The organism is Bradyrhizobium genomosp. I (2014), assembly GCF_000261685.1.
Lineage (GTDB): Bacteria > Pseudomonadota > Alphaproteobacteria > Rhizobiales > Xanthobacteraceae > Bradyrhizobium.
Window position 1 is genome coordinate 1 of record NZ_AJQE01000179.1, and the last position, 18,214, is coordinate 18,214.

An 18,214-nucleotide genomic window follows, 5' to 3' on the forward strand; every position below is an offset into this window, starting at 1 on the left:
CGTGAAGATGCATACCGGCGTCGATTGGGCCACCGCCTACGGCACACCGATCTTCGCCTCCGGCAACGGCATGATCGAGAAGGCCGGCCCCGAGGGCGGCTACGGCAAGTACATCCGCATCAAGCACGCCAACGGGTATGAGACCGCCTACGGCCACATGTCCGCCTTCGCCAAGGGCATGGAGCCCGGCAAGAAGGTACGACAGGGCCAGGTCATCGGTTTCGTCGGCTCGTCGGGCCTGTCGACCGGCCCGCACGTCCATTACGAGATCCTGGTCAACGGCCGCTTCGTCGACCCGATGCGCGTGAAGCTGCCGCGCGGCCGTTCGCTGGAGGGCCCGATGCTGGCAGGCTTCGAGAAGGAGCGCGACCGGCTCGACGGCATGATGAGCGGCCGCAACGGCGCCATCGCCCGCATCTCAGACGCCACCGGCGGGCCGCTGCAGGTCACCAACCGGTAATTGCAATCGGCCGACACCGGCCGGACATCCCCAAACACGATCCGCATGCGACGTCGCGCGGCGACGCCGTTCTTGCGCGTCACAATTTCAAGTTTCATTTGCCAAAGCGGGATGACGGGCGAATACTTTCCAAAAAATGGGAGGTCACGTCATGAAGTCCAGGCTTGCCTGCGCAGTCTTCGCCGTTACGGTTTTTTCCGTCACGAGCGCATCGGCCGAAAGCTGGGAAGTCACGAGACTCGTGCCTGGATCGGCATTTCACGGCGTGCACGGGCTCGGTGTCGACAAGGCCGGTCATCTGTTTGCCGGCAGCGTCGCCGGCGCCGCGCTCTACGAGGTCGACATTGCGGGCAATAGCGCCAAGGTTGCAATCCCGGCACCGGTCGGAATGGCCGATGACATCGCGTTCGCGCCCGACGGCACCATGGCCTGGACCGGATTCCTCGCCGGCGATCTCTATGCGCGCAAAGGCGATGGCCCGATCAGGAAGCTCGCTAGCGGCCTTCCCGGCATCAACTCGCTCGCCTTCCGCAAGGACGGCAGGCTCTACGCCACCACCGTCTTCCTCGGCGACACGCTCTATGAGATCGACGTCGCGGGCGTCAAACCGCCCCGCCAGATCATGGAGAAGATGGGCGGCCTCAACGGCTTCGAGTTCGGTCCCGACGACAAGCTCTACGGCCCGCTCTGGTTCAAGGGACAGGTCGCCAAGGTCGACGTCGACAAGGCCGAGCTCACCGTCGTCGCCGACGGCTTCAAGGTGCCGGCCGCGGTGAACTTCGACTCCAAGGGCAATCTCTTCGTGGTCGACACCGCGCTCGGCCAGCTGGTCCGGGTCGATCCGAAGTCGGGCGCCAAGACCATGATCGCGCAATTGAAGCCGTCGCTGGATAATCTGGCCATCGACGACAAGGACCGCATCTACGTTTCCAACATGGCCGACAACGGCATCCAGGAGGTCGATCCGGCGACCGGCCAGGCCAGGCAGATCATCATCGGCAAGCTCGCGCTGCCCGGGGGCATCGGCGTCACCTCGGAGAACGGCAAGGACACGATCCACGTCGCCGACGTGTTCGCCTATCGCACGGTGGACGGCGCGACCGGCGAGGTCACCGAGAAGGCGCGCATGCACGCCGCCGGCGTCATGCTCGAATATCCAATGAGCGCGACGGCGAGGGGCAACGACGTGGTGCTGTCCAGCTGGTTCACCGGCACCGTGCAGGTGATCGACGCCAAGAGCGGCGCGACACGCGAGATGCTGCACGGCTTCAAGGCGCCGCACGATGCGATCGTGCTCGCCGATGGCAGCATCCTAGTGGCCGAGCTCGGCACCAAATCGCTGGTCAAGGTCAGCGGCGAGCACGGCAAGGATCGCACCACGCTGATCGGCAACCTCGAGGGCCCGGTCGGCCTGGTCGGTGGCCCCGGCGGCGAGGTCTATGTCGCCGAAGCCTTCGCCGGCATCGTTTCCAGGATCGACAGCAATGGCGAAAGGACCGTGATCGCCAAGGAGCTGATGATGCCCGAAGGCATCGCGCGCACCAGCGACGGCCAGCTGATCGTGGCGGAGGTCGGGGCCAAGCGGCTGATCGCGATCGCCCTCGAGAGCGGCAAGATCACCGAGATCGCCGCCAATCTCCCGATCGGCCTGACCGGCGCACCCGGCGGCCTGCCGACGCATATCCCCACCGGCGTCGCGGTCGGTGCCACGGGCGCGATCTACTTCAGCTCGGATGTGGAGAACGCGATCTACAAGGTGGTGAAAAAGTAGGAGTGCTTGCACGGTCCGCCCCGCGGAACCGGCGCGCCGGTTCCCGGTTAGACGCAAACGGAAGCCGACCAGCAGGAGGATCGCCCATGACGCGCCTCTCACGCGACGATGTCGTCAAGGCCGTGGACCGCGCCGACGACGTCACCATTGCGCAGATCATCGGAACCGGCGCCACCGCCGAGGAGCTCGCCGAAGCCCAGGCCTGGCTTGCCAATGACGAGCCCATGATCAACGATTTGCGGCCGCTGGCGCAGGGACGGGTGCGCGAGCTCGTGGAGATATTGTCCGAGCTGGAAGAGGACGACGAAGAGGTTGGACCGGCCGAGCCCGGCTCCGCGTCCGCAGTCGACTAATGCGCGATGCAATGAGGATGATGGTCATCGCGCTTAGGATATTGTTCGAGACTGCAAGCCGATCCTCTCCAAACAAAGTTCGCCCCGGAGAAGTGAAACCTCTCCGGGGCGGTTTGTCGCTTTCAGACGGCAGTGCCGCTCAGTTCAGCTTGCGCTTCGACGCCGGCGCTTCGAACTGGGTGATCTCGGCGGTCTGCGGTGCCTTGCCGTTGAAGGTCAGCACGTTGCCTTCGGACGAGATTGCGACGCTGTCGCCGTCCCTGACGTCGCCGGCGAGAATCATCTCGGCGAGCGGATCCTGGAGGTAGCGCTGGATCACCCGCTTCAGCGGCCTTGCGCCATAGGCGGGATCCCAGCCCTTGGCGGCGAGCCAGTCGCGTCCCGCGGCATCGAGCGTCAGCACGATCTTGCGATCGGTCAGCAGCTTCTGCAGCCGCGCGAACTGGATCTCGACGATCCGGCCCATCTCGCTCCGCTGCAGGCGGTGGAACAGGATGATCTCGTCGACGCGGTTGAGGAATTCGGGGCGGAAATGCGCCCGCACCATTCCCATCACCTGCTCGCGCACGGCCGAGGTGTCCTCGCCCTCCGGCTGGTTCACCAGGAATTCCGAACCGAGGTTCGAGGTCATGATGATCAGCGTGTTGCGGAAGTCGACGGTGCGGCCCTGGCCATCGGTCAGGCGGCCGTCGTCGAGCACCTGCAACAGGACGTTGAAGACGTCGGGATGCGCCTTCTCGATCTCGTCGAACAGCACGACCTGGTAGGGCCGGCGCCGCACCGCTTCGGTGAGCGCACCGCCCTCGTCATAGCCGACATAACCCGGAGGCGCGCCGATCAGCCGGGAGACCGAGTGCTTCTCCATGTATTCGGACATGTCGAGGCGAACCATCGCGGTCTCGTCGTTGAACAGGTACTCGGCGAGCGCCTTGGTCAGCTCGGTCTTGCCGACGCCGGTGGGCCCCAGGAACATGAACGAGCCTGTGGGGCGGTTCGGGTCCTGCAGGCCTGCGCGCGAGCGACGCACGGCGGTCGCGACCGCACGCACGGCCTCGGCCTGACCGACGACGCGCTTGCCGAGCTGCTCCTCCATCTTCAGGAGCTTCTCCTTCTCGCCTTCCAGCATCTTGTCGACGGGCACGCCGGTCCAGCGCGAGACCACCTGCGCGATGTGGTTGGCGGTGACCGCCTCCTCCATCATCTCGCCGGAGCTTTCACGCGCCTCGATGTCCGCCAGCTGCCTCTCCAGCTCCGGGATGCGGCCATAGGCCAGCTCGCCGGCCTTCTGGAATTCGCCGCGCCGCTGCGCGTTGGCGAGCTCGACGCGCAAGCCGTCGAGCTCGGCCTTCAGCTTCTGGGCATCGGAGAGCTTGTTCTTCTCCGCGCTCCAGCGCGCCGTCAGCCCGGCAGACTTCTCCTCGAGCTCGGCAAGGTCCTTCTCCAGGGTCTGGAGCCGGGTCTTGGAGCCGGGATCGCTTTCCTTCTTCAGCGCCTCCTGCTCGATCTTGAGACGGATGATCTCGCGGTCGAGCGAATCCAGCTCTTCCGGCTTGGAATCGACCTGCATCTTCAGCCGCGCCGCGGCCTCGTCCATCAGGTCGATCGCCTTGTCGGGCAGGAAGCGGTCGGTGATGTAGCGGTTGGACAGCGTCGTGGCGGCGACGAGCGCGGAATCGGTGATCCGCACGCCATGGTGCTGCTCGTACTTGTCCTTCAGCCCGCGCAAGATCGAGATGGTGTCCTCGACAGAAGGCTCGCTGACGAAGATCGGCTGGAAGCGCCGCGCCAGCGCGGCGTCCTTCTCGACGTGCTTCTGGTACTCGTCGAGCGTGGTCGCACCGATGCAGTGCAGCTCGCCGCGGGCGAGCGCCGGCTTCAGCAGGTTGGACGCGTCCATCGCGCCGTCGCCCTTGCCGGCACCAATCAGCGTGTGCATCTCGTCGATGAACAGGATGAAGGTGCCCTCGCTCCCGGTCACTTCCTGGAGCACGGCCTTCAGCCGCTCCTCGAACTCGCCACGGTATTTTGCGCCGGCAATCAGTGCGCCGAGGTCGAGCGAGAGCAGCTTCTTGTCCTTGAGGCTCTCCGGCACATCGCCATTGACGATGCGCAGCGCGAGGCCTTCGGCGATGGCGGTCTTGCCGACGCCGGGCTCGCCGATCAGGACGGGGTTGTTCTTGGTCCGGCGCGACAGCACCTGGATGGTGCGGCGGATCTCCTCGTCGCGGCCGATGACCGGATCGAGCTTGCCGTCGCGCGCGGCCTGGGTCAGGTCGCGGGCATATTTCTTCAGCGCGTCATACGCGTTCTCGGCGGTCGCGCTGTCGGCCGTGCGGCCCTTGCGCAACGCCTCGATCGCCGCGTTGAGGTTCTGCGGGGTGACGCCGCCCTTGTTGAGGATGGTGCCGGCTTCGCTGGACTTCTCCAGCGTCAGGCCGAGCAGCAACCGCTCCACGGTGACGAAGCTGTCGCCGGCCTTCTCGCCGGCCTTTTCAGCGGCGTCGAAGGTGCGGGCGAGCTCGGGTGCGAGGTAAATCTGGCCGGCGCCACCGCCGGAGACCTTCGGCACCTTGCCGAGGGCGTCCTCGGTCGCCTTCAGGATTGCACGGGAATTGCCGCCGGCGCGGTCGATCAGGCCGGCAGCGAGCCCCTCATTGTCGTCCAGGAGGACTTTCAGGAGGTGCAGGGTGGAAAACTGCTGGTGCCCCTCGCGCATCGCCAGCGACTGCGCGGACTGGATGAAGCCCCTGGAGCGTTCGGTATACTTCTCGATGTTCATCTTTTCTATCCCTCGGCCTGCCCTTGGGGCCCTCTAAGGCACCCCAATACGGCATCTTCATTGGGTTTCCGCTTACCGCATTGACGTTTCTCAAGCGGGAACGGTCGTCTTTTGCCGACATTGCCGCCGGCCTGAGGCAGATGTGGGAAGCGGGTTGCGGATGCGAAAGAGGCGAATTCACAAATTCGTGCGCTCGTGGACGGGCTTGGCGCTGGCGGGCCGAATCCCTTAAGTAGCGGCATGACAGCCAGCCACACTGCCGAGATCACCGGCCTCTATCGCTACCCGATCAAGGGCCTGACGCCGGAACGGCTGTCGCGCGCTCCTTTGCGGGTCGGCCGGACCCTGCCAGCCGACCGCCGCTACGCCATCGAGAACGGCCCGAGCGGGTTCGACCCTGAGGCGCCCGAGTGGAAGCCGAAAATCCAGTTTCTGATGCTCGCGCGCAACGAGCGGCTGGCCGAGCTCGACAGCCGGTTCGACGACGCCACCAATCTGTTGACCATCCGCAAGGACGGCCAAATCGTCGCCAGCGGCGATCTCGAGACCACCGCCGGGCGCGCCGCCATTGAGGCCTATTTCAGCGAGAACTTTCAGCCGGAGCTCAAGGGCCCGCCCAAGGTTCTGTCCGGCCGCGACCACAGCTTCTCCGATGTCGCCCGCAAGGTCGTCTCCATCATCAATCTCGGCAGCGTCCACGCCATCGAGACCATGCTCGGCGGCGTCGCCGTGCATCCGCTGCGCTTCCGCGCCAATCTCTACGTCAAGGGCTGGCCGGCCTGGTCGGAGCTCGAGCTCGTCGGCCAGACGCTCGCGATCGGGCAGGCCCGGCTGAAGGTGATCAAGCGCATCGTCCGCTGCCCGGCCACCAATGTCGATCCGGAAACCGCCAAGCGCGATCTCGAAATCCCGCCCACGCTCTCGCGCCATCTCGGCCACATGGATTGCGGTATCTATGCCGAGGTGATCGAAGGTGGCGAGATCGGCGTGGGTGATGCCGTCGCGGTGGAAGAGCCGAAGCTGCTGTGAGCTTCGTAGGGGTGGGTTAGCCGAAGGCGTAACCCACCACCACGTGTCACCACAGAAGCAGAAGAGGTGGGTTACGCCAGCGGACCGCGCTTCGCGCGACCGCCAGCTAACCCACCCTACGCGCCTCACCGTCAATTCGGCATCACATACGCATAGATCCGGCCGCGCGAGACCGGCGCTTCGCGGACGCGGTTGCCGTTGTTGCCGGAGATCATGATCGGATTGCCCTGGGCGTCGATGCCGGTGATGATGCCGACATGGCCGCCGCGGCGGCCGCGCGACATCACTGCGATCGCGCCGACCTGCGGGCCGGACACACGCGTGCCGTAACGCGCGAACGAGCTCGCCATGTCGGATCCGGTGCCACGATGGCCGGTGTGCTCAAGCACCATGTTCATGAAGCGCGCGCACCACAGGCTGCCACGCCCGGTCGGATTGCCGCCGAGATAGCGGCGCGCCTCGGACACGAGGCCTGAGCCCGATCCGCCACTGAAGCCGCCGCTCATGCCAGCACCGCCGGCGTTGGCATTCGGATCATAGCTCGCCTGGGCATTGGCGAAGCCGCTCGCCTGCAACTGCGCCGCGCTGCGCTCGAAGCGCGAGCTGCGTGCATGATGGCGGTGGTGATGATGTCTGGCGTGGTGCACGTAAGCGTGCCGCTCTGCGCTATGACGATGATGCGGCCGTGCCGAGGCCGGAGAAACCAGCGCGGCGACCGCCGCGAAGAAGAACGCCAGCGCGACAACACAACGCGACAGGCGGAACGCAAACAACTCAACCATTCTTCATCCTTCGTTACACCCCCACTTCCCGTCGGCACGTGCCGTGACCGACATCCGTCGGGCCGTAAAGCTTCCGGATGTGGCGAGAAAAAGACACCGCGTCGGCGAATAGCTGGGATGATCTTGTGTCGGTGCTGGTCCGATGCTGCCGCATTGCGGACAACAGCGTTAACTGCAATCCTGCAAAGGCGGTTTGAAGAGAGGGAAACGGTTAATGCCCCACGCCACGACCAGGGACGACGTCCGCATCTATTTCGAAGAGGCGGGTCAGGGAACGCCGATACTTTTTCTGCACGAGTTCGCGGCCGACTACACCAATTGGGAGCCGCAGATGCGCTACTTCTCGCGCGGCCATCGCTGCATCACCTATTCGGCGCGCGGCTACACGCCATCGGACGTGCCCGAGGGGGAGGTCTATACCTTCACGCATTTCTACACCGATGCGCTCGCGGTGCTCGATCATCTCGGGATCGATCGCGCCCATCTCGTGGGGCTGTCGATGGGTGCCTACTCCTCGCTTCAGATCGGACTCAACGCGCCGCAGCGCGCATTGTCGATGACGCTCGCCGGCGTCGGCTCCGGCTCGGAGATCGAAAATCTGGACTCCTGGCGCCAGCAATGCCGCGCCAATGCCGAACAGTTCGAGACATCAGGCTCCGCCGAGGTCGCAAAGGTCACGCGCGAGGCGCCGAGCCGGATTCCCTTCCTGGTGAAAGACCCGCGCGGCCACGCCGATTTCTATGCCGCGCTGGCGCGGCACGACGCCAGGGGTTCGGCGCGCACGATGCGCGGCTTCCAGGGCGGACGTCCCTCGATCTACACGATGACGGACGCGATCGTGAAGGTGGCAACGCCCGCGCTGATCATCTGCGGCGACGAGGATGATCCCTGCATCGGGCCCAGCCTGTTCCTGAAGAAGCACCTGCCGGCCGCGGGCCTCGCGATGTTTCCGAAGTCGGGCCACGTGCTCAATCTCGAGGAGCCCGCGCTGTTCAACGAGACGGTGGAGCGCTTCGTCACGCTGGCGGATGCCGGACGCTGGCCGGTGCGCGATCCGCGGTCGCTGGTGGCGCATTAAGGCAGGGCGCGCTACCAAGTATTCCGTCATTGCGAGCGCAGCGAAGCAATCCAGAGTCTTTCCGCGGAGTTAGTCTGGATTGCTTCGTCGCAAGAGCTCCTCGCAATGACGGAGGAACTATTTTCCGCCGCCCCTGCTCAGCAGAAACACCGCCTGCTCGCCGAACATGTTCCACACCCACCAGGGCAGGTTCAGCGGCACCGGGCGGCCGTAGAGATCGAGCGCGACCGAGCGCTCCATCTTGACGTTGATCTCGTCGCAGAGCTGCACGAAATCCTTGATCGTGCAGAAATGGATGTTGGCGGTGTCGTACCAGGTCGCCGGCAGGTTCTCGGTGCGCGGCATGTGGCCGCCGATCAGGAGCTGGAGCCGCATCTTCCAGAACCCGAAATTCGGGAACGACACGATGGCCCGGCGGCCGATGCGCAGAAGATTTTCCAGCACCACGCGCGGCTGCCGCGTCGCCTGCAGCGTCTGCGACAGGATCACGTAGTCGAAAGCGTCGTCCGGATAGTTGACGAGATCGGTGTCGGCATCGCCCTGCACCACCGCAAGCCCCTTGGCGACGCAGCGGTTGACGCCCTCGCGCGACAGCTCGATGCCGCGGCCATCTATGCCGCGGGTCTCCAGCAGCTGAAGCAGATCACCCTCGCCGCAGCCGACGTCGAGCACTTTCGAGCCCGGCTTGACCATCTCGGCCACCAGCAGATGATCGGCGCGAAATTGGCCCGACCTGCCGGTCGCCACGCCATTCAAGGGCAGCACTTCCTGGACAGACATCGCTAGCGGTCCTCGAGGGTGAGCCCGCGGGCCTTGCCTGCCGATTGCAGGAAGGCGCGGGAGATGTCGAAGAATTCGGGCACGTCCAGCAGGAAGGCGTCGTGGCCGCGATCGGTCTCGATCTCGGCGAACGACACCCGCGCGCTGGAGGCGTTCAGCGCGTGCACCAGCGCGCGCGATTCCGAGGTCGGAAACAGCCAGTCGCTGGTGAAGGAGACCACGCAGAAGCGGGTCTGGATCCCCGCAAACGCCTTCGCCAGCACGCCGCCATGGTCGGCGGCGATGTCGAAATAGTCCATCGCGCGCGTCAGATAGAGATAGGAATTGGCATCGAAGCGCTCGACGAAGGACGAGCCCTGGTAGCGCAGATAGCTTTCGACCTGGAAGTCCGCATCGAACGAGAAGGTCGGCAGATCGCGGTCCTGCATGCGCCGGCCGAACTTGCGATGCAGCGCCGCGTCCGAGAGATAGGTGATGTGCGCCGCCATCCGCGCCACCGCGAGCCCGCGATGCGGATGGATGCCGTGATCGGCATAGCCGCCACCGCGCCAGTCGGGGTCGGCCATCACGGCCTGGCGGCCGAGCTCGTGGAAGGCGATGTTCTGCGCCGAGTGCCGCGTCGCGCAGGCGATCGCCAGCGCGGAGAATACGCGCTCGGGATAGGCCGCGGTCCATTGCAGCACCTGCATGCCGCCCATCGAGCCGCCGACGACGGCAAACAGCGTGTCGATGCCGAGCCGGTCGATCAGCATGGCCTGCGCGCGCACCATGTCGGGGATGGTGATGACAGGAAAATCCAGGCCCCAGACCTTGCCGGTGACGGGATTGATCGACGCCGGCCCGGTCGAGCCCATGCAGCCGCCGATCACGTTGGAGCAGATGATGAAGTAGTGCTTGGGATCAATGGGGCGGCCGGGGCCGACCAGCGTCTCCCACCAGCCCGGCTTGCCGGTGACGGGATGCACATTGGCGACATGCTGGTCGCCGGTCAGCGCATGGCAGATCAGAACGGCGTTGGAGCGATCGGCGTTGAGCTCGCCATAAGTCTGGTAGGCGATCTGGAAGGGCGACAAATCGACGCCGCAATCGAGCCGCAGCGGCTGCTCGGTGCCGAAATGCGCGACCTGCGAGCTCGGATGATCCACCTCGTGCGACCGTTCGTCGGCGCTGATCGCAGGACTCGGTATCGACTTGACGCTACCCATCTCTGACATCGACCTCGTTTGCGACTGGTTGCTAGACCGCGCCGCTGACATCAGGCCATGAAAAACCCGGCCTGAACGATAGGTTCGGCCGGGATCGGAAGCGTCCCCGGCCTGTTTAGCGAGTTTTTTAACGTGGCTGCAAGCCGGCCGGCTCAAATGACCACGGAACGGGCAAAAAGCTACCGTCTTGGGCGGTTTTCGTCAAGTCGCGGCCGGATCGACCAGATTCGCCTCTGTCTCATCGACCAAGAAGGCCGTCATTTCTCTTTGCTTTCGCCGCCCCGACTGCCTAATCAGGACATCCCCCTCGAAACCACTGCAGCCAGATATGTCCCAACGTCCGCCCGCGCCACCATCATTGCAGGAATTGCGCAAGGAGATCGACGCGATCGACGAGGGCATGCATCGCCTGCTGATGCAGCGCGGCGACATCATCGACCGCCTGATCCAGGTGAAGCAGACCCAGGAGGTCGGCTCGGCGTTCCGCCCGGCGCGCGAGGCCGACATGATGCGCCACCTCGTGCAGCGCCATCGCGGCATCCTGCCACTCGATACGGTCGAGAGCATCTGGCGCGTCATCATCTCGACGTTCACCTATGTGCAGGCGCCGTTCTCCGTGCATGCCGACATCTCCGTGAGCGAGCCGGCGATGCGTGATTCCGCGCGCTTTCATTTTGGTTTTACGGTGCCTTACGTCGCGCATTTCAGCGCGCAGGCCGCGGTCGAAGCGGTGGCGAAATCCAAGGGCGACCTGGCGCTGGTCTCGGCGACCTCCAGCCGCACACCGTGGTGGCTGGAACTGGAAGCAAACGGCGCGCCCAAGATCATCGCGCGGCTGCCCTTCGTCGAGCGCGCCGATCATCCGGCTGCACTGCCGGTGTTCGCGATCTCGCGCGTCGCCGACAGCGCCCTGGTGACGGAGGTCGAGACCTTCAGCGTGCGCGTCTCCGGGTGGAACGCGGAGGTCGCACGCGCCCTGTCGCCGCTCGCCGAGATCGTGGCGGTGCCGGATACCGCCTTCGATGGCGCGGCGCTGCTGGTCTCGGTCACCAGCGCGACCAGCATCGACAAAATCAGGGCTGCCCTGATCGAGGCGGGGGCCTCGGTGCGCTCCACGGCCCTCGTCGGCAGCCATGCAACGCGCTATACGGTGCCCCCGACCGGGCCGAAATCGTAAATCGCGCGCCTCGCCCCGCCACTTTCGGAGTTGAAGATGTCCCGCCCCGTGCCGAATCCCGGCATTCTCGAGATTGCGCCCTACACCCCCGGCAAGAGCCCGGTGCCGGAGCCGGGCCGCAAGGTATTCAAGCTCTCGGCCAACGAGACGCCGTTCGGGCCCTCGCCCAAGGCGATCGAGGCATTCAAGCGCGTGGCGGATCATCTGGAGGACTATCCGGAAGGCACATCGCGCGTGCTGCGCGAGGCGATCGGCCGCGCCTTCGGGCTCGACCCCAACCGCATCATCTGCGGCGCCGGCTCGGACGAGATCCTCAATCTGCTCGCGCACACCTATCTCAGCCACGGCGACGAGGCGATCTCCACCACGCACGGCTTCCTGGTCTATCCGATCGCGACCATGGCGGTCGGCGCCAGGAACGTCATCGCGCAAGAGACCAACCTCACCTGCGACGTCGACGCCATCCTCAAGGCGGTGACGCCGAAGACGAAGCTGGTCTGGCTCGCCAACCCCAACAATCCGACCGGCACCTACATCCCGTTCGACGAGGTCAAGCGCCTGCGGGCCGGCCTGCCCTCGCACGTGCTGCTGGTGCTCGATGCCGCCTATTCCGACTACGTCTCGCGCAACGATTACGAGATGGGGATCGAGCTCGTCGCCACCACCGAGAACACGGTGGTGACGCACACCTTCTCCAAGATCCACGGCCTCGCCGCGCTGCGCATCGGCTGGATGTTCGGTCCCGAGCACATCATCGACGCCGTCAACCGCATCCGCGGCCCCTTCAACGTGTCGACGCCGGCGATGTACGCTGCGGTCGCCGCGATCGAGGACACCGCGCATCAGGCGATGTCGAAGCAGTTCACCGAGACCTGGCGCAACTGGCTCACCGAGGAAATCGGCAAGCTCGGGCTGAAGGTGACGCCGAGCGTCGCCAATTTCGTGCTGATCCACTTCCCGACCGAGAAGGGCAAGACCGCCGATGACGCCGACGCCTTCCTCACCAGGCGCGGCCTCGTGCTGCGCGGCCTGAAGAACTACGGCCTGCCGCATTCGCTGCGCATGACCATCGGCACCGAGGAGGCCAATCGCCTCGTGGTCGACGCCTTGCGCGACTTCATGGCCGGCAAATGAGCGCGCAGGCGCACTTCCAGCGCGTCGCGCTGATCGGCTTCGGCCTGATCGGCGGCTCGATCGCGCGCGCTGCGAAGCTCCAGGGCCTGGCCGGCGAGATCGTCACCACCGCGCGCTCGGAGAAGACGCGCGCGCGGGTTGCCGAGCTCGGCATCGTCGATCAGGTCATGGCGACCAATGTGGAGGCGGTGAAGGATGCCGATCTCGTCATCCTCTGCATTCCCGTCGGCGCCTGCGGGCCCGTGGCGCAGGAGATTGCGCCGCATCTGAAGCCCGGCGCGATCATCTCCGACGTCGGCTCGGTCAAGGGCGCCGTGGTCAGGGACATGGCGCCGCATCTGCCGAAATCGGTTCATTTCGTGCCGGCGCACCCCGTGGCGGGCACCGAGCATTCGGGGCCGGATTCAGGTTTCGCCGAGCTCTTCATCAACCGCTGGTGCATCCTGACCCCGCCCGAAGGCGTCGACGCCGCGGCGACCGATCGCCTGCGCGCGTTCTGGGCGGCGATGGGCGCCAAGGTCGAGGTCATGACGCCGGATCATCATGATCTCGTGCTCGCGATCACCAGCCACCTGCCGCATCTGATCGCCTACACCATCGTCGGCACCGCCGACGAGCTGGCGCAGGTGACGGAGTCGGAAGTGATCAAGTTCTCCGCCGGCGGTTTCCGCGATTTCACCCGCATCGCAGCCTCCGATCCGACGATGTGGCGCGACGTCTTCCTCGCCAACAAGGAGGCCGTGCTGGAGATGCTCGGCACCTTCACCGAGGACCTCGCCAAGCTCACCCGCGCGATCCGCCGCGGCGACGGCGACGCGCTGTTCGACCACTTCACCCGCACCCGCGCCATCCGCCGCGGCATCGTCGAGATCGGCCAGGATTCGGCGGCGCCGGATTTCGGCCGGCCCCATGCGGCGCTGAAGAAGCCGTAGCGGACAGTCCCGTAGCCTGGATGAGCGCAGCGACATCCGGGACGGTCCCCGCATATCGCTTCGCTCATGCGGGCTACGGGATCCAACTAATACAGCGGCGGGATCTGCCCGACCTTGACCGGGCCGAGCAGCACGGCGCCGTCGACGAACTTCAGCGGGAAGCTTCTCGCCTTCTTGCCCTCGAGCGTGCTCTCGGTGCCGATCGAATTGATGCCGGCGGCAACGCCCGCATTGGCGTTCTGCTTGATGACCTTGCCGAGGCCCGGAACGGCGCGGTCGAGCGCGCCGAACAGATTGTTGAGATCCTGCGACTTCACGCCCGGCGCGACGCGGTCGAGCGTTGCCTGCGGCACGCCCTCCTCCAGCATCTTCTCGATGCCGAGTGCCGGGATCACGCGCTCGAGACCCGTCACCGTCATCTGCAACTCGCCGTCGAGCCGGCCATTGGCCGAAAGGCCGAGCGTGCCGGCCGCGACCGCGATCATCTCGCCCTGCTGGATTCGTGACTGCACGATCTCGATATGGCCGCCGGCGGCCTGGATCTCGCGGAAGCGCTGCGGCCAGGGCTTTGGCGTGAGGTCGGAAAGGCCGGTGATCTTGGCGCGTGTGTCCGCCTCGAACGGCTCGGCGAGCAGGGGATGAACGCCCTGGATGCTGCCCTGCGCGACATGGACCACGGTCTCGATCACGGGGTGATCGGGCGGCGATCCCTCCGCGAGGCGGCCGTGCAGCTCGATCTGCTTGGCGCGCGCGAGCGGCACCTGCACGCTGCCGTCGACACGGTTGAGGGCGGGGTCGTCGAACACGATGGAGGCGCGATCCGGCACGGCCGACAGACCGGCCACGCTGGCGCGGCCCTTGCTCCAGTTCACCACGAAGGTATTTTGCGTGATGCCGTCGGTCAGCGTCGCTGGCGCGGAGAACTCTGCGATGACGCGCTTGGGATCATAGACCTGGGCGACGACCAGAATGTTATCGAGCTTCGCCGTAAACGGCGTCTTGCTCGCATTCTGCGACACCAGGGCGACGCTGGCGCCGGAGCACTGGACCTCGAAGCGGAATGGGAAGCCCGCGATCGAGCGCTTGGCGCAATCATAGATGCGGCCGGACTTGGCCTCCTGCGCCCGCCAGGCGTCCGCGGCGATTTCGGCCTGCGACGCCGCGTAGAACCAGAAACTGCTCCAGGCGACCGCGAGGATCAGGACGAGAACGGGTGCGATGAAAAGGCCCCAACGGGAGCGACGGCCTGCGGCAACGGTCATATTGGACATGCGGCGACCCTTTGATCCCGGATTTTGGCAAATGTAAGCGGGGACGGCCTGCGACGAAAGGCGGAGAATTCGCTTCGCTTCGGACCATGGTTCTGGTAGCCGTGCCCGAAATGTCCGAAATCACCGTCCCCTCCGTCTCCACTGCCAAGGGCGACCTCTGGGTGTTCGGCTACGGCTCGCTGATGTGGCGGCCGGGCTTCGACTTCGAGGAACGCGTCCCGGCGCGACTGGTCGGCGAGCATCGCGCGCTCTGCGTCTATTCCTTCGTCCATCGCGGCACGCCGGAGAAGCCCGGCCTGGTGCTCGGCCTCGATCGCGGCGGTGCCTGCCGCGGCATCGCCTTTCGCGTCGCCGAGAATAACCGTGCGGACGTCGTCGCCTACTTGCGCGCACGCGAGCAGGTCACGTCGGTCTATCGCGAGGTGATGCGCTCGGTGTGGCTGGAGAACGATGCGCGCCAGCGCGTCTCCGCACTCGCTTACGTCGTCGACCGCGGCCATGCGCAATATGCCGGCCGGCTGTCGCTCGCCGAGCAGCACCGCCATGTCGTCCAGGGCCACGGCCAGTCCGGCGCCAACCGCGATTACGTGACCGCAACTGTGAAGGCGATCGAGGCCGAAGGTTTTCGCGACACACAGCTGCATCAGCTCGTATTGATGCTGCATGGTGATGCGCATTCGCTGCACGCCGCGGCTCCGAACGAAAACCGCGAAAGTCGCTAGCCGCCGGTCGGCGCGTAGCTCGGCGCCGAGCCGATCAATTGCTCCTGCTCCTTGCGGCCGGCTTCGACGAGGCGGCCGGTCGCGTCTTCGATCGCGGCTTGCACGCGGGAGAGAAACTCGTCCTTCGGCAGCCCCGGCGGCAACGGTTCGAGAAACTCCACCACCAGCGTGCCGGGATAGCGCATGAAGGTGCGGCGCGGCCAGAACAGGCCGGAATTGAGCGCGACGGGCAGGCACGGCACGCCACAGGACGAGTAGATCTGCGCAAAGCCGGTCTTGTAGTCGGGCGGCGCGCCAGGAGGACGGCGCGTGCCTTCCGGAAAGATCACGAGCTGGCGGCCGCTTCGCACCGCCTCGCGCGCCCGCCGCGTCATGTCCAGCAGCGCCTTCACACCGGCATTGCGGTCGATTGCGATCATCCCGGTCTTGACCAGGAACTGGCCGAACACCGGGATCTGCATGAGCTGGCGCTTGAGGATGAAGATCGGCCGGTTGAAGAAGCCCGGCAGCACGAACGTCTCCCAGAACGACTGGTGCTTTGCCACGATCAGCAGCGGTCCTTCCGGGATCTTCTCGACGCCGCGGAATTCCACCTTGATGTTGCAGACGACGCGCATCAGGAACAGCGTTGCCTTGGCCCACCATTCCGCCACCGTCAGCATGGCGCGCGGCGGCAATGCGAAGGTCGGCAGCGCCACGATCGCCAGACAGACCAGCACGGCGTAGAACAGCACGTTGAACACGAGCGAGCGCAGAAAAATTGGGAACATCGACGGTCCGATCAATTGCCGGTCAATTGGCCTGGGCGGTAGCGGGCCGCTTCGGCTGTTGACCTGCAGGCTGCTCCGACACTTCGGGCCAAAGGTCAATCCCGAAATCCTCCAGCCGCACCCTGAGCTCGGCCGCGATGTACTTGACATATTCCGACAGGAGTAGCCGCAGCGTCGAGCCCGAGGTCCACCACGGCTCCTCGCGCCATTTGTCGCCGACCACCGCGAACGGGATCAGCGTCGTCCGTGGCATCGCATGCGAGAATTCCACCAGCGCGCGCGGCATGTGGTAGTTGGAGGTGACCACGATGAGCGAGCTGAACCGCCGTCCCTCGGCCCAGCGTCGCGCCTCCGCCGCGTTGCCGCGGGTCGAGAGCGCGGTGCGGTCGAGGTCGACGCAACAGGTCATGAAGGACTGGTTCTCCGGCAAGGTCCGGGAGATGTCGCTCGCCCTCGAGGTCGGATGCACGCCGGAGATCAGGAGCCGCCTGCCATAGCCGGCAGCGAGCAACTCCATCGCGTCCGACACCCGCGAGGAACCGCCGGTCAGCACCACGATTCCGTCCGCCCTGCGGTCGGGCACCATTTCGGCGCCGCGCAATTGCGACAGGAAGGCAACGAAGCCCGCCGCCGCGCCGACGAAGGCAAGCGCGATCGTCGACACGATTGTCGCGCGCAGCCAGCCGTGCGGCAGTTTCGGCGATCGATCGTCGGTCGGCGAGGTCATGCGATGTCAGTGATCCGTTCCCTGAAGCGATTTTAAGACGTTTTGAGGCGAAGTGGAGTCCTGCGAATGGCTGCTCGGTCACCTCCTCCCCTTGTAACGGGAGAAGGGAGGAAAAGAACTCAATCAACGTCATTCAACGTCGCGAACAGCGTCTGGCGTGAGGCCACCGCGGTGATGCCGCCGATCAGCACGGCCTGGACCGCGAGCACGATGTAGCCGGATGGCCGCAGCGAGAAGGTGCCGAGCAGCGCGGCGAACTGGTCGCCGACGGGCGTACCGGAAAACCAGCCTGCGATCGACTCGGAGAAGCCGAACACCAGCATGGCGACGCCGCCGCCGATCACGCCGCCTTCCAGGCCCAGCCTGAGGAAATGACGCAGGAAGTGATTGGCGATGTAGCGGTCGCCGGCGCCGACGAAATGCAGGACCTCGACGATCGGACGGTTCGCCGCCATGGCGCCGCGGGTCGCGAACGAAACCGAGATGATCGTTGCGATGATGACGAGCGCGAGAATGCCGAGGCCTGCCAGCACGATCGCGTTCGTCATCGAGCGCATGCGCTCGATCCAGGCGCGGTGATCGTCCACGCTGGCGCCCGGCGCGACCTGCGTCACCCGCGCGCGCAAGGCGCCGAGATCGAGCGGCGTGCCGGGTTGCACGCGCGCGATGATCATGCGCGGCACCGGCAGATCGTCCATCGACAGGCCGGTGCCGAGCCAGGGCTCGAGCAGCTTGCCGCTCTCCTCCTTGCTGAACGGCTTGACCTCGACGATACCGTCCTGCGTGCGCATCGCCTCCGTCACCGCGGCCGTGTCGCGTTCGAGATCGCGGCCGGCCTGCGGACGAACCTGGATGGTGATTTCGCTCGCGACGTCCGACTGCCATTCGGCGGCGGAGGCACTCACCAGCAGCACCGTGCCCGTGGCCATCGAGGCGAGGAAGCTCATGATGGCGACGACGGCGACCAGCGCTCTGCCGTGGATCGAGGCGCGCGGCACGATCGGCGACATGTTGCGCGCCTTGGCCGGAAGCTGCGGACGCTCCTGTCCGAGGTCGACCAGCACGCCGCGCTCGTCGGTCCTACTCATAGACGTGCAGCCGTCCCTGGTGCAGCACGAGCCGCCGTGCTTCGTACTGGTCCATCAGGCCGATATCGTGGGTGGCGATGATGACGGCGGTGCCTGATTTGTTGAGCTCGATGAAGAGCCGCAGCAGGCGGCGACCGAGCGTCGGGTCGACGCTGC

17 protein-coding genes, 1 pseudogene and 1 riboswitch are annotated in these 18,214 nt (G+C 65.7%); of the genes and pseudogenes, 9 read left to right on the plus strand and 9 right to left on the minus strand.

The window, feature by feature from the left end:
* The 3 genes from IC50_RS17410 to IC50_RS17420 all read left to right on the plus strand — a co-directional run.
* A partial coding sequence (locus IC50_RS17410; RefSeq protein ID WP_035707187.1) for a M23 family metallopeptidase occupies positions 1 to 460 on the plus strand: 460 nt, incomplete at its 5' end.
* Positions 461 to 611: 151 nt separating this feature from the next.
* Positions 612 to 2,231 carry an SMP-30/gluconolactonase/LRE family protein gene (locus IC50_RS17415; protein WP_035707190.1) on the plus strand — a complete coding sequence of 540 codons (1,620 nt, stop codon included), beginning with the start codon at positions 612 to 614 and terminating at the stop codon, positions 2,229 to 2,231.
* Between the two features lie 86 nt (positions 2,232 to 2,317).
* On the plus strand, positions 2,318 to 2,584 hold the full coding sequence (locus IC50_RS17420) for a hypothetical protein (RefSeq protein WP_035707193.1): 267 nt from the start codon (positions 2,318 to 2,320) through the stop codon (positions 2,582 to 2,584).
* Between the two features lie 139 nt (positions 2,585 to 2,723).
* Here IC50_RS17420 and clpB read toward each other — a convergent pair whose 3' ends face one another.
* Positions 2,724 to 5,363, minus strand: a complete 2,640-nt coding sequence (clpB, locus tag IC50_RS17425) for an ATP-dependent chaperone ClpB (RefSeq protein ID WP_035707196.1) — start codon at positions 5,361 to 5,363, stop codon at positions 2,724 to 2,726.
* Between the two features lie 240 nt (positions 5,364 to 5,603).
* On the opposite strand from clpB, the gene IC50_RS17430 reads away from it, so the two are divergent.
* Positions 5,604 to 6,392 carry an MOSC domain-containing protein gene (locus IC50_RS17430; protein WP_035707199.1) on the plus strand — a complete coding sequence of 263 codons (789 nt, stop codon included), beginning with the start codon at positions 5,604 to 5,606 and terminating at the stop codon, positions 6,390 to 6,392.
* A 131-nt stretch (positions 6,393 to 6,523) separates the two neighbouring features.
* Here the strand turns inward: IC50_RS17430 and IC50_RS17435 are convergent, their stop codons facing one another.
* A complete protein-coding gene (locus IC50_RS17435) occupies positions 6,524 to 7,174 on the minus strand; it encodes a TIGR02594 family protein (RefSeq protein ID WP_035707201.1) in 651 nt (216 codons plus the stop codon).
* Between the two features lie 214 nt (positions 7,175 to 7,388).
* Here IC50_RS17435 and IC50_RS17440 point away from each other — a divergent pair, with 214 nt between their 5' ends.
* Complete coding sequence (locus IC50_RS17440; RefSeq protein WP_035707204.1) at positions 7,389 to 8,252, plus strand: alpha/beta fold hydrolase; 864 nt, start codon at positions 7,389 to 7,391, stop codon at positions 8,250 to 8,252.
* A gap of 117 nt (positions 8,253 to 8,369) precedes the next feature.
* Here IC50_RS17440 and metW read toward each other — a convergent pair whose 3' ends face one another.
* On the minus strand, positions 8,370 to 9,032 hold the full coding sequence (gene metW, locus IC50_RS17445; RefSeq protein WP_035707206.1) for a methionine biosynthesis protein MetW: 663 nt from the start codon (positions 9,030 to 9,032) through the stop codon (positions 8,370 to 8,372).
* A 2-nt stretch (positions 9,033 to 9,034) separates the two neighbouring features.
* Complete coding sequence (metX, locus tag IC50_RS17450; protein WP_035707209.1) at positions 9,035 to 10,237, minus strand: homoserine O-acetyltransferase MetX; 1,203 nt, start codon at positions 10,235 to 10,237, stop codon at positions 9,035 to 9,037.
* Positions 10,238 to 10,331: 94 nt separating this feature from the next.
* A riboswitch (SAM riboswitch) is annotated at positions 10,332 to 10,411 on the minus strand.
* Between the two features lie 154 nt (positions 10,412 to 10,565).
* Here metX and IC50_RS17455 point away from each other — a divergent pair.
* Genes IC50_RS17455 through IC50_RS17465 form a run of 3 tightly spaced genes read left to right on the plus strand, consistent with a single transcriptional unit; the run spans position 10,566 to position 13,480 of the window.
* Positions 10,566 to 11,414, plus strand: coding sequence for a chorismate mutase (locus tag IC50_RS17455; RefSeq protein ID WP_035707211.1), 849 nt, complete (start codon positions 10,566 to 10,568; stop codon positions 11,412 to 11,414).
* A 36-nt stretch (positions 11,415 to 11,450) separates the two neighbouring features.
* Positions 11,451 to 12,548 carry a histidinol-phosphate transaminase gene (gene hisC / locus IC50_RS17460; RefSeq protein ID WP_035707232.1) on the plus strand — a complete coding sequence of 366 codons (1,098 nt, stop codon included), beginning with the start codon at positions 11,451 to 11,453 and terminating at the stop codon, positions 12,546 to 12,548.
* The gene (locus IC50_RS17465; RefSeq protein WP_035707214.1) at positions 12,545 to 13,480 is read left to right on the plus strand and encodes a prephenate/arogenate dehydrogenase family protein; all 936 of its coding nucleotides are present in this window, start codon (positions 12,545 to 12,547) and stop codon (positions 13,478 to 13,480) included. The genes hisC and IC50_RS17465 overlap by 4 nt, the downstream gene beginning before the upstream one ends.
* 86 nt (positions 13,481 to 13,566) lie before the next feature.
* On the opposite strand, the gene IC50_RS17470 is transcribed toward IC50_RS17465, so the two are convergent.
* The gene (locus tag IC50_RS17470; protein ID WP_035707217.1) at positions 13,567 to 14,751 is read right to left on the minus strand and encodes a DUF2125 domain-containing protein; all 1,185 of its coding nucleotides are present in this window, start codon (positions 14,749 to 14,751) and stop codon (positions 13,567 to 13,569) included.
* A 110-nt stretch (positions 14,752 to 14,861) separates the two neighbouring features.
* Between IC50_RS17470 and IC50_RS17475 the strand changes: the two genes are divergently transcribed.
* Entirely contained in the window at positions 14,862 to 15,473 is a 612-nt protein-coding gene (locus IC50_RS17475) for a gamma-glutamylcyclotransferase (RefSeq protein WP_035707234.1), read from the plus strand.
* Here IC50_RS17475 and IC50_RS17480 read toward each other — a convergent pair.
* The 4 genes and pseudogenes from IC50_RS17480 to IC50_RS17495 all read right to left on the minus strand — a co-directional run.
* The gene (locus IC50_RS17480; RefSeq protein ID WP_035707221.1) at positions 15,470 to 16,243 is read right to left on the minus strand and encodes a lysophospholipid acyltransferase family protein; all 774 of its coding nucleotides are present in this window, start codon (positions 16,241 to 16,243) and stop codon (positions 15,470 to 15,472) included. The genes IC50_RS17475 and IC50_RS17480 overlap by 4 nt on opposite strands.
* A 22-nt stretch (positions 16,244 to 16,265) precedes the next feature.
* Positions 16,266 to 16,970 carry a YdcF family protein gene (locus IC50_RS17485; RefSeq protein ID WP_035707223.1) on the minus strand — a complete coding sequence of 235 codons (705 nt, stop codon included), beginning with the start codon at positions 16,968 to 16,970 and terminating at the stop codon, positions 16,266 to 16,268.
* Positions 16,971 to 17,089: 119 nt separating this feature from the next.
* Positions 17,090 to 18,058 carry a cell division protein FtsX gene (locus IC50_RS17490; RefSeq protein WP_035707226.1) on the minus strand — a complete coding sequence of 323 codons (969 nt, stop codon included), beginning with the start codon at positions 18,056 to 18,058 and terminating at the stop codon, positions 17,090 to 17,092.
* Positions 18,051 to 18,214: pseudogene (locus IC50_RS17495) on the minus strand (cell division ATP-binding protein FtsE); the annotation flags it as partial. The pseudogene IC50_RS17495 and the gene IC50_RS17490, both read right to left, overlap by 8 nt.